10 protein-coding genes are annotated in these 15,332 nt (G+C 69.5%); 2 read left to right on the top strand and 8 right to left on the bottom strand.

Annotated features, from left to right (window positions below; translation table 11 throughout):
- Positions 1-3: 3 nt before the first annotated feature.
- Positions 4-207 (top strand): hypothetical protein, encoded by a 204-nt coding sequence (locus tag EK403_RS00235; protein ID WP_128775511.1) that lies wholly within the window; start codon positions 4-6, stop codon positions 205-207.
- Positions 208-429: 222 nt separating this feature from the next.
- On the top strand, positions 430-609 hold the full coding sequence (locus EK403_RS00230; RefSeq protein WP_128775510.1) for a hypothetical protein: 180 nt from the start codon (positions 430-432) through the stop codon (positions 607-609).
- Positions 610-615: 6 nt separating this feature from the next.
- Here EK403_RS00230 and glgA read toward each other — a convergent pair whose 3' ends face one another.
- From glgA to glgX, 8 genes are all read right to left on the bottom strand, one after another.
- Entirely contained in the window at positions 616-2,064 is a 1,449-nt protein-coding gene (gene glgA / locus EK403_RS00225) for a glycogen synthase GlgA (protein WP_428979564.1), read from the bottom strand.
- A gap of 91 nt (positions 2,065-2,155) precedes the next feature.
- Positions 2,156-3,418, bottom strand: coding sequence for a glucose-1-phosphate adenylyltransferase (glgC, locus tag EK403_RS00220; protein WP_128775508.1), 1,263 nt, complete (start codon positions 3,416-3,418; stop codon positions 2,156-2,158).
- A gap of 52 nt (positions 3,419-3,470) precedes the next feature.
- Positions 3,471-5,972: a glycogen/starch/alpha-glucan phosphorylase gene (locus tag EK403_RS00215; protein WP_128775507.1), complete on the bottom strand. Its 2,502-nt coding sequence runs from the start codon at positions 5,970-5,972 to the stop codon at positions 3,471-3,473.
- A 178-nt stretch (positions 5,973-6,150) separates the two neighbouring features.
- Entirely contained in the window at positions 6,151-6,384 is a 234-nt protein-coding gene (locus EK403_RS00210; RefSeq protein ID WP_128775506.1) for a hypothetical protein, read from the bottom strand.
- Between the two features lie 143 nt (positions 6,385-6,527).
- Entirely contained in the window at positions 6,528-9,155 is a 2,628-nt protein-coding gene (treY, locus tag EK403_RS00205; RefSeq protein ID WP_245479423.1) for a malto-oligosyltrehalose synthase, read from the bottom strand.
- The gene (gene malQ / locus EK403_RS00200) at positions 9,152-11,239 is read right to left on the bottom strand and encodes a 4-alpha-glucanotransferase (RefSeq protein WP_128775505.1); all 2,088 of its coding nucleotides are present in this window, start codon (positions 11,237-11,239) and stop codon (positions 9,152-9,154) included. The genes treY and malQ overlap by 4 nt, the downstream gene beginning before the upstream one ends.
- A complete protein-coding gene (treZ, locus tag EK403_RS00195; protein ID WP_128775504.1) occupies positions 11,236-12,987 on the bottom strand; it encodes a malto-oligosyltrehalose trehalohydrolase in 1,752 nt (583 codons plus the stop codon). The genes malQ and treZ overlap by 4 nt, the downstream gene beginning before the upstream one ends.
- A 4-nt stretch (positions 12,988-12,991) precedes the next feature.
- Complete coding sequence (glgX, locus tag EK403_RS00190) at positions 12,992-15,118, bottom strand: glycogen debranching protein GlgX (RefSeq protein ID WP_128775503.1); 2,127 nt, start codon at positions 15,116-15,118, stop codon at positions 12,992-12,994.
- Between the last annotated feature and the right edge of the window lie 214 nt (positions 15,119-15,332).

Here is a 15,332-nt window from a genome sequence, read left to right as displayed (position 1 = left end):
CGCATGAGCACAGGCGTCACCTCCCTCGCCAACCTCGCCGAGATGGGCGCGGTCTATCCCTTCGCGGGCTTCGAGTGGCTGTTCACGCTGATCGCGGCGGCGTTCCTGGTCTACTTCCTGGTCAGCCAGATCAAGATGGAGCAGGGCGACATCGCGCATGAGCTCGAGGCCCCCGGCGCCGAGGTCGCGCTCGCGCCCGCGGAGTAGGCCGCGGCCGCTTCCCCAACGCCGCTGGTCCCGCGGCTTAAATCGCCTCTCCCGTTCGCGCGGGAGAGGCGTTCTGCTGTCTCCGCCGCCCTTTCCCTCGTTCTCGAAAGCAAGAGGTAAGATGCTGTGGAGAGCTTGATCCGGTGAAAACTTGCGTGGTCCCGGCGGAACAGACGTCGAAGCTGAAGCCTTTAGCTTTTGACAAACTGTTCGGAGCCTCGCATGGGCGTGATCGAGATTGTCGTGGCGCTTTGCCTTCAGGCGGAGCCGGCCAACTGCCGCATCAGCCGCGAAAAGCATGCAGGGGGCGTGACCGCCTGCCTGGTCGCAGACATCGTGGACAGCGTTACGGCGACGCCGGGCTGGTACCGGGCGCGCTATTCCTGCCGCTGGCGGGGCTGAGGCCGATCAGCTGCCGGCCAGCTCCCTGAACAGCGCCGCATAGGCCTTCGCGCTCGCGTCCCAGGACACGTCGGTCGCCATGCCGTTCGCCTGCAATCGCCGCCACTGCGCCTTGTCGGCCCAGAGCGCCGCGGTCCGGCGCAACGCGGCCTCGAGCGCCGACTGACAGACCGGCGAGAACTGCACGCCGGTCGCGACGCCCGCGGCGAGCGCCGCCGGGTTCGCGTCGATCACGGTGTCTGCGAGGCCGCCCACCCGGGCGACGACGGGCACCGCCCCGTAGCGCAGCGCGCAGAGCTGGGTCAGCCCGCAGGGCTCGAAGCGCGACGGCACGAGGATCGCGTCGGCGCCCGCCTGCATGAGATGCGCAAGGTCCTCGTCATAGCCGATGAAGGTCCCGACGCGGCCGGGGTTCTCGGCGGCGAGCGTCCGGAACCGGTCCTCGAGCCAGGCGTCACCGGCGCCGATCAGCGCGAGGTCGGCGTCGAGCGAGAGCAGGGTCGGCACGGCTTCGGCCAGCAGGTCGAGGCCCTTCTGGCTCGACAGCCGGCTGACGACGCCGAAGGTCAACCGGCCGGACTGCTCGTCGAGGCCGAAGCGGCGCGCCAGAGCGCGCTTGTTCTCGGCGCGGTCCGCAAGGCTCTCCGCCGAGTAGCGCGCGGGCACGCGCTCGTCCGTCTGCGGGTTCCAGATTCCGACGTCGATCCCGTTCAGCACGCCTGACACGATTTCGGCGCGCCCCGAAAGAAGGCCGTCGAGGCCGATTCCGCCATCCGGCTCGAGGATCTCGCAGGCGTAGGTCGGCGACACCGTGGTGATGCGGTCGGCGTACCACAGCGCCGCCTTGAGGAAGCCGACGCCGCCGAAATATTCGACGCCTTCGATCGACATCGCCTCCTCGGGCAGGCCGAGCCGCGCCGCGAACGAGGCAGGAAACCAGCCCTGGAAGGCGATGTTGTGGATGGTGGCGACGATCTTCGGCCGCGCCTCGATCCCGTGGGTCAGGTAAGGGCCGGCGAGGCCCGCCTGCCAGTCATGCAGATGCACGATCTGCGGCAGCGGCAGCCCTGCTGCGCCGCAGCAGATGTCGGCCGCGGCCTTGCCGAGGGCCGCGAACCGGAAGGCGTTGTCGGACCACTCGCTTCCGTCCGGCCCGACATAGGGACCACCCTCCCGGGCGTAGAGATGGGGCGCGTCGAGGATCAGGAATTCCGCCCCCTCGACCTCGGCGGCGAGCAGCGTCGCGGCTCCTCCGAACAGGTCTCCGAATCGCGCCACCGCCTCCGCGGTCCCGAGCCGGTCGAGCACCGCGGGGTAGCCGGGAAGCAGCGTCGTGACGTCGACGCCGTGCGGCTTCAGCGCCGCGGGCAGCGCGCCCACGACGTCGGCGAGCCCGCCGGTCTTGATCAGCGGATAGGCTTCAGAGGCGACTGCGAGAACGGGGAGGGGCATCAGGGCGAGCGGAAGACGTGGTGGGCGCACTCTCTGCGCCCCGGGCATCCGGCGCAACCACGACCTCGTGCGATGCTTAAAGGCGGCAGGGAGGCTACAGCCTGTCCACCATCGCCTGGGTGATCAGGCACACGCCCTTCTCGGTGCGGCGGAAGCGCTCGGCGTCGAGCGCCGGGTCCTCGCCGACCACGAGCCCCTCCGGGATCTTCACCCTGGCGTCGATCACGACGTTCTTCAGCCGCGCAGAACGGCCGATGTCGACGTAAGGCAGGATCACGGCGCGCTCGATCTCCGAATAGGAATTCGCGCGCACGCCGGTGAACAGCAGCGACTCCTTCACGCCCGCGCCGGACACGATGCACCCGCCCGCCACCAGCGAGGAGATCGCTCGGCCGCGCCGGTGGTCGTCGTCATGGATGAACTTGGCGGGCGGGGTGATCTCCGCGAAGGTCCAGATCGGCCAGTCCTTGTCGTAGATGTCGAGCGCGGGCACGAAGTCCGTGAGGTCGATGTTCGCCTCAAAATACGCGTCCACCGTGCCGACGTCCCGCCAATACGGCTCCTGCTCGGTTCTCGACCGCACGCAGGATTTGGCGAAGTGGTGCGCCACCGCCTTGCCGCCCTTCACCACCGCCGGGATGATGTCCTTGCCGAAGTCGCGGGAGGAGTTCGGGTCGGCGGCGTCCTTGCGCAACAGGTCGAACAGGAAGGGCGTGTCGAAGACGTAGATGCCCATCGAGGCGAGCGCCATGTCGGGCCTGCCGGGCATCGAGGGCGGGTCCTTAGGCTTTTCGAGGAACTCGACGATCCGGTCGGTCTCGTCGACATGCATGACGCCGAAGCCCGACGCCTCGGCCCGCGGCACCTCGAGGCAGCCGACGGTCACGTCCGCGCGGCTCTCGACATGCTGGGCGAGCATCTGCTCGTAGTCCATCTTGTAGACGTGGTCGCCTGCCAGGATGACCATGTGGCGCGGCGCGTAGTCCTCGACGATGTCGATGTTCTGATAGACCGCGTCCGCCGTGCCGAGATACCAGGCGTCCTCGGAGACGCGCTGGCTCGCGGGCAGCACGTCGAAGCTCTCGTTGCGCTCGGTGCGGAAGAAGTTCCAGCCGCGGGTCAGATGCCGGATCAGGCTGTGGGCCTTGTACTGTGTCGCGACACCGATGCGGCGGATGCCGGAGTTCAGCGCGTTCGACAGCGCGAAGTCGATGATCCGGGACTTGCCGCCGAAATAGACCGCGGGCTTGGCGCGTCGGTCGGTCAGCTCCATCAGCCGCGAGCCGCGCCCCCCCGCCAGCACGAACGCCATCGCGGTCCTGGCGTAAGGCGGGCCGAGCGGGCTCAACGGGGGCATGCGGAACGTCTCCTCGATCGGCGTCCGGATAAGGCCGCCGAAGCGGCCGGGCTCAGCCGACCGAGGGCGTCACGTTCCAGATCTCGCTTGCGTATTCACCTATCGTCCGATCGGACGAGAACCAGCCCACCTTGGCGGTGTTGATGACGCTGGAGCGCATCCAGGACGAACGGTCGCGCCATTTCTTGAAGACCTGGCGCTGGGCCGCGAAATAGGCGTCGAAATCCGCCGTCACCAGGAAGGTGTCGTGGTTGAGCAGCCCTTCGACGAGATCGCGATAGCGCGTCGGGTCGTCGGGCGAGAACACGCCGTCGCGGATCGAGTCGAGCACCTGGCGCAGCATCGGCGAGGCCTCGACCGCCGCGCGGGCGTCGAAGCCGCGGCGCTTCCTCGCCTCCACCTCCTCGGCCGTCAGGCCGAAGATGAAGATGTTGTCGTCGCCGACATGCTCGCGGATCTCGACATTCGCGCCGTCGAGCGTGCCGATGGTGAGCGCGCCGTTCAGCGCGAGCTTCATGTTGCCGGTGCCTGAGGCCTCCATGCCGGCGGTCGAGATCTGCTCGGAGAGGTCGGCGGCCGGGATGATGCACTCGGCGAGGCTGACATTGTAGTTCGGCAGGAACACGACCTTGAGCAGGCCGCGCATCGTCGGGTCGGAGTTGACGGTCCGCGCGATGTCATTTGCGAGCTTGATTGTCAGCTTCGCCTGCCGGTAGCTCGCCGCCGCTTTGCCGGCGAAGATCTTCACGCGCGGCATCCAGGCCCGCATCGGCTGGGCGCGCATCGCGTTGTAGATCGCGACCGTCTCGAGCAGGTTCAGCAGTTGCCGCTTGTATTCGTGAATGCGCTTGATCTGGACGTCGAACAGGGCGTCGGGGTCGACCCAGACGTCGTTGCGCTCCGCGATCACCCGGGCGAGGTCGATCTTGTTGGCGCGACGCGCCTCGGCGAGCTTGTCGTGCAGGGCGGAGTCGCCCGCAAGCGGCACGAGCTTCTCGAGCTCGTTCGGGTCGTCCAGCAGGCCTGGCCCGATCGCCTCGATCAGCGTGGCTGTGAGGCGCGGATTGGCCTGCGCGAGCCAGCGGCGGAACGTGATGCCGTTGGTCTTGTTGACGATGCGGTCCGGATGGAGCGCGTGCAGCTCCCGGAACACGGTCTTCTTCATCAGGTCGGTGTGGAGCGCCGAGACGCCGTTGACCTTGTGCGAGCCGGTGAAGGCGAGCACGCCCATCCGGACGCGGCGCCCGTTGTTCTCGTCGATCAACGAGATGGTCGACAGCAGTTCGTCGTCGCCCGGGCGGCGCTTGCGCGCGGCCTCGAGCTCGAGCGCGTTGATCATGTAGATGATCTGCATGTGCCGCGGCAGCAGCCGCTCCATCAGCGGCACCGGCCAGCTCTCGAGCGCCTCGGGCAGCAGCGTGTGGTTGGTGTAGGAGAAGGTCGCGACCGTGATGTCCCAGGCCTCGCCCCAGGGCAGGCCGTGGATGTCGATCAGGATGCGCATCAGCTCCGGCACCGCGATCGCGGGATGGGTGTCGTTGAGCTGGATCGCGACGTGGTCGGACAGCCGCCTCACTTCGCCATGCTCGTGGAGGTGGCGGTGGATGAGATCCTGCAGCGAGGCGGAGGCGAAGAAATACTCCTGCCGCAGCCGCAGTTCCTGGCCGGCCGGGGTCTCGTCCGACGGATAGAGGATCTTGGAGATCGACTCGATGCGGACACGGTCGGCGAGAGCGCCGACATAGTCGCCGCGGTTGAAGGCGTCGAGCGAGATCGGGTCGGGGGCGCGGGCCGACCAGAGCCGCAGCGTGTTGACGTGGCGTCCCCGCCAGCCGGCGACCGGCGTGTCGAACGCCACCGCCTCGACGGTCTCGGCCGGCCGCCAGACATGGCGCGGCCCGGCGCCGTCCATCACCTGCTCGACATAGCCGCCGAAGCCGATCCGATAGTCGATCTCGGGATGGGCGAACTCCCAGGGGTTGCCGAAGCTCAGCCAGTCCTCGGGATATTCCTGCTGCCAGCCATCGCGCATTCCCTGGCGGAACAGCCCGTGATCGTAGCGGATGCCGTAGCCGAAGGCCGGCACGCCAATCGACGCCATAGAGTCCATGAAGCAGGCCGCGAGCCGCCCGAGCCCGCCATTGCCGAGCGCCGCGTCCGGTTCGGCGGCCCGCACCTTTTCGATGTCGACGCCAAGGCCGGAGAGCGCTTCGGTGACTTGCTCCGTCAATCCGAGATTGTTGAGCGCGTCAAACAGCAGGCGGCCGATCAGGAATTCGAGCGAGAGGTAGTAGACGCGCTTCTGCGGCTGCGGGCCGGCGTGGTCCTTGACCCATTTGTCGACGATGCGGTCGCGGACCGCGAACGCGGTCGCCACGAACCAGTCGCGGGTGCTGGCCGTCTCGGGCGTGCGGCCGACTGAATAGATCAGCTCGGCAAGGATCTCCTTGCGCAGTTTGCCGACGTCGACGCCCGGTTCGGCTCCATCGGCCGCCGCGGCCCGTTGCGGGCGGGCGACGGGGGAGTCCGGGGATGCGACGGCGACGTCAGTCATACGCGGTCTCCATAGGCTGATGGCCCCGAGCGCAGCGCGGCCGTGCGAGCCGGGGAGCGCGACGCTGCGCTTGCTGCATCGCAGTAAATGACAAGCGGAGGCCTTCAGGCAACCCTATGATGTCAGCCGCGTGACCACGACGTCGACGCGCCGTCGGCGGCTCGATCCGACCCGGGCGTCAGGCGCGGGCGAAGATCAGCACGTTGCCGTCCGGGTCTTCGGCCGCCTCGCGCACCGCGACATGGCGGCTTGCGGCGTCCTCCAGCCGACCGCGCAGGGCGCGGACCGCGACCAGAAGTTCGAGCCCGAGACCGAGAGGCGCGCACATCAGGGTGGTGGCGTAGACGTCGAGCGCCTGGCCGAGAAGTTCGGCGTCCGGCTCGGACAAGGAGAGTTTGAGTTGGTCGTCCATGGCGCCGCGCCCCGCTGCTGTGCGCCTAAGCGTGTAAATCTCGACGCGCCCGCGAAGACTGCGCCCATCGGCCGAAACGCCGACCACCCAATTGAATCACGCTTCTAAGGAATTGACATACACATAACGGCCTATGCGACGCCTCAGCCGGTGAAAAACGCGACCGGCATGACGAGCGCCTCGCCCAAGGACGTCTTGGCGCCGAGGCGGAATTCGCGACCCGTCAGACGGTCCGTCATCAGCCGATCGTCCAAGGCGTTTGACGACGAGATGACGTCATTCTGCAACAGATTTGCGCGCAAGCTGAGGCCTTGGGGCGCTCCAAGCGCGCTCAGCGGGCGACGAAGCGCGATGACGACGACAGATTCGCCGGCGAGCTCGCGCGAGAACGCCACGACGTCGTCGGCGTGCGGCCCCTCGACGGCAAGCGGTGCGTAGGCGCCGCGGGCGAACAGGTCGGGCCGCCGCGCGCGCTCGGCCAGCACGGTCGCGATCAGCGCCTGCTTGACCCGGCCATCTCGCCAGCGCGGCGCGAGGTCGAGCACGGCGCCGCCGGCCTCGAGCGCCGACTGGCGGGCCGCGTAGTCGACCGGGCGGCGGTTGTCCGGGTCGACCAGCGACAGGTCCCAGAACTCGGTCCCCTGATAAGTGTCGGGCACGCCGGGAAGGGTGAGGCGCAAGAGCGTCTGGATCAGGCCGTTGGCCGCGCCGGCCGGGCCAATACGCTTTGCGAAGGCCGCGACGTCGGCGCGGAGATCCGTATCTCGACCGGTCATCACCCCCATGAGCAGGTCGCGGGCCGCGCCCTCGTAAGCTTCGTTCGGCGCGCTCCAGTCCGTCACGAGCTTCGCCTCGCGCAGCGCCTTCTCCTGCCAGCCGGCGACCCGTTTCGCGAAGGCCTCGCAGCCCTCCGCGTCGTCGGGTTCGAGATCGTGCGGCCAGGCGCCGACGAGCGTCTGGAAGAGGATCGCCTCGTCAGCCGCGGACGGGCCAGCTTCCGAGCGCAACGGCGCGGAAGCCTCGCGCCAGCGCCGGACCGCCGCCGCCCATTCGTCGGGGATCTCGGAGAGCGCCGCGAGCCGGGCGCGGACGTCCTCGCCGCGCTTGTGATCGTGGGTCGCGGTGGTGAGCATCGCGTCCGGAAACGCCTTGCCGCGCGCCGCCGCCTTCTCGTGGAAGGTCGCGACGTCCATCGAGAAGGTCGCGACGTCGAAGCCGACATCGGCGCGCGAGAGCAGGCGGCCGTAACGGTAGAAGGCTGTGTCCTCGACGGCCTTGGCCGCCACGGGGGCGGAGAGTTGCTGGAAGCGGCGGATCGCCTTGTCGCGCAAGGCGCGCTGGTCCTCGGGCGCCGTCTCGCCGCCGAGCCAGCGGTCGAGCTGGTCGAGCACCGGCGCGTCCGCCGGCAGGATGGTCTCGCGCGCCTTTTCGAGCGCGCGGGCGAAGATCGGCCGGTCGGCCTCCGTGCGGCCCTCGGCGGCGTTGGCGTAGGTGCGGTAGGCCGGGAAATGCGCGAGCAGCTCCACCAGCGCCCGGCGGATCGCCGCGAGCGGCGTGTCGCGCGTCTCGTAGTCGAGCCGGGCGACCGCATGGAGCGCGTGCGCCGCTTGGTCGAGCTGGGCCGAGAAGGAGCGGTCGAGGATCTCGCGCCGCGCGATCTCCTCCTCGGCATGGAAGTCGGCCGGCCGGCCGCTGATCTCCGCCCAGAAGGCGCCGAGCTTCTCCTCGCCGGCCGGGGCGTGCAGCAGCGCGCTCACGTCGTCCATGAAATCGTAGCCGCTCGCGCCGTCGACCTCCCAGTCCGTCGCGAGCTCCTCGCCGGGCCCGAGGATCTTTTCGACGACGAGGTAAGCGCGCTGCTTTGCGAGCTCGCCCGGCCGCCCCGGTTGGCGCTGGTCGAGATGCTCGCGCAGGCGCCTCGTATAGCCGCCCGGGTCCATCAGCCCGTCTACGTGATCCACGCGGAAGCCGTCGATCAGACCCTCGGCATAAAGGTCGAGCAGCTTCTGGTGAGTGGCCTCGAACACCGCCGGGTCGGCGATGCGCAGCCCCGCCAGTTCGTTGACGTCGAAGAAGCGGCGCCAGTTGATCTCGTCGCCCGCGACCATCCAATGCGCGAGCCGCCAGTTCTGGCGCTCAAGCAGATCGTGCAGCCTCGCGCGGCCCTCCTCGGTCGCGCCGTCATAGGCCTCTAGGCCGGCCGTCTCGATCTCGATCCGGTCGGCGGGGCGCAGCGGGAAGAGATGGTCGGCGTAGCGTAGCGTCAGGCCGCCATGCCGGCCCTCGCGGGTGATCTTGAGCTCGCCCGACCGCAGCGTCTCGCCATAGGGCTTGCCGAGCGTCGGGATCAGCACCTTGCCGTGCAGGGCCGGGTCGGCGGGCTCCCAGTCGATGTCGAAGAAATGGCCGAAGCGGCTGCCCTGGCCGTAGGTCAGGACGTCGAGCCACCAGACATTGTCGTCGCCGCCCACCGCCATATGGTTCGGCACGATGTCCACCACCACGCCGAGCCCCTCGGCGCGCAGCGCCGCGACCAGCGCACGAAACCCCTCCTCGCCGCCGAGCTCCGGATTGACGGTCGTCGGGTCGATGACATCGTAGCCGTGGTTGGAGCCTGCGCGGGCGGTGAGGATCGGCGACGAATAGAGATGGCTGATCCCGAGCCGCCTGAGATAGGGCGCGAGCGCGACCGCCCGTTCGAACGGGAAGTCCTTGTGGAACTGCATCCGCATCGTCGCGCGGGGCGGAGCGGCGATGGCAGGCGAGGTCACTCGGCGCGTCTCCTGTTGAGGCTTGAAAGCCGCTCGGCGGCTTCCGGTTCCGAAAGCAGCTCCGGCGCGGGGCGTTCAAGGCGGCGCCGCCAGTTCGGATGCTCGTCGAGCGTGCCGGGCAGGTTGGGCTGCTCGACCTGCGCCAGCGCGTCCTCGAGCGGCAGCAGCACGAGCTTCGAGGGCGTCGCCGCGAGGAAGCGGATGGAGGCGGCGACGGCGGGCGCGGGATCGCCAGGCTCTGGTCGCGGTCCGTCCGCCACGCCGGCCTCCTCGAAGGCCCGCCAGAGCTCGCCGCGCTCGCTCTCGCGGGTCGCAAGGTCGTTCTCGGTCGTCTCGCCGAACTGCCCGCCGGGCACGATCGACCGCACCTCGATGTCGCGCCCCGACCACCAGCCCGCCATGGTCGGCAGGTCGTGGGTCGTGGTCATGGCGAGCGCATCCTCCGAATACCAGGGCGGCGGGAAGAAGCCGCGCCGGTCGTCGCGCTCGAACTGCAGCACGCGCATGCCCGCGACGCCGGCCTCCGCGAGCTTGCCGCGGAAGCCATCGGGCACGGTGCCGAGATCCTCGCCGACCACGACGCAGTCGTTGCGCGTCGATTCGAGCGCGGTGAGCCGCAGCAGATCGTCGACCGGGTAGGAGAGATAGGCGCCGTCCTTCGGGTCCGCGCCGTCGGGCGAGACCCACAGGCGCTGGAAGCCCATCGCGTGGTCGATGCGGACGCCGCCGGCGTTCCGCATGCAGGCCCTGAGCGTCGCGAGGAAGGGCGCGAATCCGGTCCGCTTGAGCGCGAGCGGCGAGAAGGCGGCGAGCCCCCAGGCCTGTCCGTTCGGGTTGAACAGGTCCGGCGGAGAGCCGACCGACAGGCCGACCAGAAGGTCGTCGTGCCGGCTCCAGGCGTGGCTGCCGCCGACGTCCATGCCGACCGCGAGGTCCGAGATCAGCCCGATCGCCATGCCGGCCTTGCGCGCGACGGTCTGGGCGGCCGCGAAGCTGCGGTCCGAGATCCATTGCAGGAAGACGTGGAACGAGACCTCGTACTCGTTCGCCGCCGCGAAGGCCGAGACCTCGCCATGGCTCGGGTCGCGCAGGCCTTCGGGCCAGCTGCGCCAGTCCCACTGGCCGGGATCGTCGCCGAAGCGGCGGGCATGGATCGTCTCGAAGCGGGCGTGCGCCTCGAGCAGGTCGCCGCCCTCCTTGCGGAACAGCGCGAAGTCGAGGGCGAGGCGGCCGGGCGGGGTCTCGCAGAGCTCGACGGCGCGGAAGCTCGCATAGAGCGTCCGCAGCGTCGCGATTTTGACGGCCGCAGCGGCCGGCCAGTCGATCAGCCCTGCGGTCTCGTGCCGGCGGCGAAACGCGACGACGCCGGCCGCCTTGACCGCTTCCTCGACCCGCGCCTCGCCGAACATGAAGTCCGGATCGGCGTGCAGCGGGTTGAGGAACAGCCGGCTCGACGGCGAATAAGGGCCGTAATGGTTCGGGTCGGCCGTGAAGTTGGCGTGAACCGGCGACAGAGCGAGCGCGTCGGCGCCTGCGAGCGCCGCGGTTTCGGCGAGCGCCGCGACGCCGCCGAAATCGCCGATCCCGCCATCGCCCTTGCGGGTGAGGCCGTAGACCTGCGCGGCGAGGCCCCACATCCGGCGACCGCGCCCGGCGTCCAGGATGGTGCGGCCGCGCGGCGGCGCGACCGCGAGGGCGATGGACGTTCCGCCGACGTCCAGCCGGTGGTAGCCCGGCTCCAGGATCGGCCGGCCGAGCGCCCGGCCCTCGCTTTCGGCGAGCTTGAAGTCGAAGACCTCGCCGTCCTCGCGGGTCAGCTTCGCGGCGGCTCCGGGGCTTGCGTCGACGGGATAGGGCTCGCCGACCCGGGCGGTGACGAGCGGTTTCGGGACGGCGTCGAGCCGGTCGAGACGCGCGATGGCGTCCTTCGTCTCGCTTTCGCTCTCGCAGCCGAGACCCATGACGCCGAGCAGGCGCCTGAGCGATTCCGGCGACACGGTCTGGGCGGCGCCCGACTGGTCCGTCCAGTCGACAGAGAAGCCGGCGCGGGTCGCGAGCTCGCGGACGAGATCGTCGTGGCTCAAGCGGGCTGCTCCATCAGCGCGATCGTGGTGAAGCCGTCCAGACGGCCGGCGCGGGCGGCGTCGGCGGCCCCGGGCCTCGGTTCGTAGAGCGGGGGGCCCTCGACCGGCGCGATGTCGAGCGCTTCATCCGCGAGGTTGATCAGCAGCGTCAGCCGCGCGCCGCCCTCGAAGCTCCAAGTCGCCTTCACGGCCTTGGGGCCGATCGCCTCGGCCTCAGCCTCGGGCCGGACGACGCGCGACGAGATTTCGGCCGCGCGGATCGCCAGCAGCGTCCTGAACAGCGCGGTGCGCGCCTCCGCCCGCGTGGGATGCGGTTCGGGGATGGAGTCCTCGAATGTCTTCTCGGCGTTCGGATCGGGGACTTCAGCGCCTGCGAACGCCGCGAACTTCGCGAATTCCTTGCGCCGTCCCTCGCGCACCGCCTCGGCGAGCTTGCCCTCATGGTCGGTGAAGAACAGGAAGGGGGTCTCGCTCGCCACCTCCTCGCCCATGAAGATCATCGGGACCTGCGGGCAGAGCAGCATCGCGGCGGTCGCGGCCTCGACGCCTTCGGGCGGCGCGAGCGTCGTCAGCCGGTCGCCGAAGGCGCGGTTGCCGATCTGGTCGTGGTTCTGCAGGAAGGACACGAAGGCGGTCGCGGGCAGATGGCCGCTCGGGGTGCCGCGGGGCTCGCCAATATGGCCCATCACCTCGCCCTGATAGACGAACCCATCCTTCAGGCAGCGCGCGAGCTTGCCCGCCGTATCATCTGAGAAGTCTTCGTAATATCCTTCATGCTCTCCCGTCAGCAGGACGTGGAAGACGTGGTGGAAGTCGTCGTTCCACTGCGCGTCGACGTCCGCTGCGAGATGGCTCTGCTCGTTCCGTTCGTTCTCGAGGATCAGGTGGACGCGGCGGTCGCGCAGCTCGTGCGAAGCGCGCACGGCGCGCGCGGTCTCGTCGATCCAGTCCTGCTCCGAGATGGCGTGGACCGCGTCGAAGCGTAGCCCGTCGAAGCGGTATTCGATCAGCCAGTAGAGGACGTTCTCGGTGAAGTAGGAGCGAACCTCCGGCAGGCGAAAGTCGATCGCGCCACCCCACGGCGTCTCCAAATCCTCGCGGAAGACGGGCGGGGCGTAGGCCCCGATATAGTTCCCGTCCGGCCCGAAGTGGTTGTAGACGACGTCAAGCAGCATCATCAGCCCGAGCCCGTGCGCTCTGTCGACGAGCGCCTTCAGCTCGTCCGGCGTCCCGTAGGCGGCGTCGGGGGCGTAAGGCAGCACCCCGTCGTAGCCCCAGTTCCGGCTCCCCGGAAAATCCGCGATCGGCATCAACTGGATCGCCGTGATCCCGAGCTCCTTGAGCAGCGGCAAAGCCTCGGCCACGCCCGCAAAGCCGCCGAAGCAGCCGGCATGGAGCTCGTAGATCACGGCTTCGCGCCATGGCCGTCCGGCCCAGTCGGGCGTCCGCCAGCGATAGGCTCGGGGGTCGACCAGCACGCTCCAGCCATGAACGTCGCCGTCCTGGAAGCGCGAGGCCGGGTCCGGCACGGTCAGCCCGTCTGGGAGGTGGTAGCGGTAGCGGGCCTCCGCGGGCGCGTCGAGCGTGAGCGAGAACCAGCCCTCGTCGTCGCGCTCCATCCGGATGGGATCGCGGTCGCGGATCTCGAGCCGGACCTCCGCATGGGCGGGCGCCCAGAACCGGAACGTCGTGCCGCCCTCGGCGTAGGTGGCTCCCAGCGGCAGGCGGCGCTCGAAACTGGCGGTCAAACGGTCAGGCTCCGGTCTCCGACGGCCTCGTCCGGGGGGGCGGCGGGGCAGGGTGCAGCGACATCAGCAGGAGGGCCGATCGCGCCGCGACCTCGACCCTGTCGCCGTCGATCGGCTGCTCGGGCGCGTCGGGGCGCGACGTGTCGAGCAGCAGCGACGTGGGGAGCGAGGGCGGCGGCAGCGTGAAGGCGCGGGCCTCTTCGGTCGGATTGAGCATGAGGGAGATCAGCGGAACCGCGCCGTCCTCCCGCCGCGCGGCGCGTCGCAGGATCAACGTGCGCTCGCCATGGTCGTTCCAGGCCGCGGAGGGCACCTCGTGGCCGCGCTCGTCGAACCAGGCGATGTCGAGCACGCCGGGCGCCGGCTGCTCGCGACCGTGGAGGAAATGCTTGCAGCGCAGGATCGGGTGCGCCTTGCGCAGCGCGATCAGGCGCTCGACGAAGGCGGTGAGCGCCGCGCCCTCCGGCGTGTCGGCCCGCCGCCAGTCGACCCACGAGGTCTCGTTGTCCTGGGCGTAGGCGTTGTTGTTGCCGTTCTGGGTGCGGCCGAATTCGTCGCCCGCGAGCAGCATCGGAGTGCCCTGCGCGAAGAACACGCTCGCGAGCATGGCGCGGGCGACGCGGGCGCGGGTCGCGCGGATCTGGGGATCGGCGCTCGGCCCCTCGACGCCCCAGTTCGAGGAGAAGTTCTCGCCGTGGCCGTCGCGATTGTCCTCGCCATTGGCGCGGTTGTGGCGCTCGACATAAGCGGTCGCGTCCGCGAGCGTGAAGCCGTCATGGCTCGCGACGTAGTTCACCGAAGCCCAGGGCTTGCGCGAACGCTTGTCGAACAGGTCCGAGGAGCCGGCGATCCGGGCGGCGAATTCGGGCCGCTGACCGGCGTCGCCGCGCCAGAAGCGGCGCACCGAGTCGCGGAACTTGTCGTTCCATTCGGCGAAGCCCGGCGGGTGGGCGCCGAGCTGGTAGCCGCCGGGCCCGATGTCCCATGGCTCCGAGATCAGCTTGACGCGCTGCAGGACGGGGTCCTGCCGGACAGCGTCGAAGAAGCCGGACCCCGGGTCGAAGCCGTGCGCTTCGCGGCCGAGCGTGACGCCGAGATCGAAGCGGAAGCCGTCGACGCGATAGGCCTCGACCCAGTAGCGCAGCGAATCCATCACCATCTGCAGCACGCGCGGATGGCTGAGATTGACGGTGTTGCCGGTGCCAGTGTCGTTCACGCAGCGCCGCCAGTCATGCTCCTCTAGCCGGTAGTAGCTCAGATTGTCGAGGCCGCGGAACGACAGGGTCGGGCCCTCCTCGGAGCCCTCCGCCGTGTGGTTGTACACGACGTCGAGCAGGACCTCGATCCCGGCGGCGTGCAGCCGGCGGATCGCGACCTTCATCTCGTTGAGCGAGCCGTCCGAGAGGTAGCGGGGCTCGGGCGCGAAGAACGCGATCGTGTTGTAGCCCCAGTAATTCCGGAGGCCCTGCTCGACGAGCCGGCGGTCCTGCACGAAGGCGTGGATCGGCAGCAGCTCGACCGCCGTGATCCCGAGCCGCTTGTAGTGCTCGATCATCGGCGGGCTGGCGAGCGCAGCGAATGAGCCGCGCTCGTGATGGCGGATGTCCGGCCTCAGCATGGTGAGGCCGCGGACATGCGCCTCGTAGATGACGGTCTCGTGCCACGGCGTGTTGGGCCGCCGGTCGTCGCCCCAGTTGAACGCGTCGTCCACCACCACCGCCTTCGGCATGCCGGGCGCGCTGTCGCGCCGGTCATAGGAGAGGTCGCCGCGCGGCGAGTGCAGGCGGTAGCCGTAGAGCGCGTCGGACCAGCGCACCTCGCCGGCGATCTGCTTGGCGTAGGGGTCGAGCAGCAGTTTGTTGGGATTGAAGCGGTGGCCGTGCTGCGGGTCGTACTGGCCGTGGGCGCGGAACCCGTAGAGCAGGCCGGCGCGCGCCTCCGGCAGATAGCCGTGGAACACCTCGTCGGTCTTCTCGGGCAGCGCGACGCGCGCGATCTCGCGGCGTCCGGATGGGTCGAACAGGCAGAGGTCGATCTGCTCGGCATGCGCCGAGAAGACCGCGAAATTCACCCCGAGCCCGTCCCAGGTCGCCCCGAGCGGATAGGGCGAGCCGGCTTCCAGGACGCTCATCGGGGCTGCGTCGCCGGTCTGCGTGCTTCGAGACGCGGCGCTCTGCGCCGCTCCTCAGCATGAGGAGCGATCAGGATGGCGGAAAGGGCAGGAACGCCGAGACGTCTCGCCGACGTCCGGCGTCCGCGACGCTCCTCATGCTGAGGAGCCCGCGCAAGCGGGCGTCTCGAAGCACGCACCGTCAGTCCCCCCAAGCTCTAGTCCCCAGCAGCCG

It is taken from the genome of Hansschlegelia zhihuaiae (assembly GCF_004103825.1).
In the GTDB taxonomy this organism is placed as follows: domain Bacteria; phylum Pseudomonadota; class Alphaproteobacteria; order Rhizobiales; family Methylopilaceae; genus Methylopila; species Methylopila zhihuaiae.
Note: the sequence above shows the minus strand (reverse complement) of the source record. Positions and strands in the feature narration are given on the sequence as shown.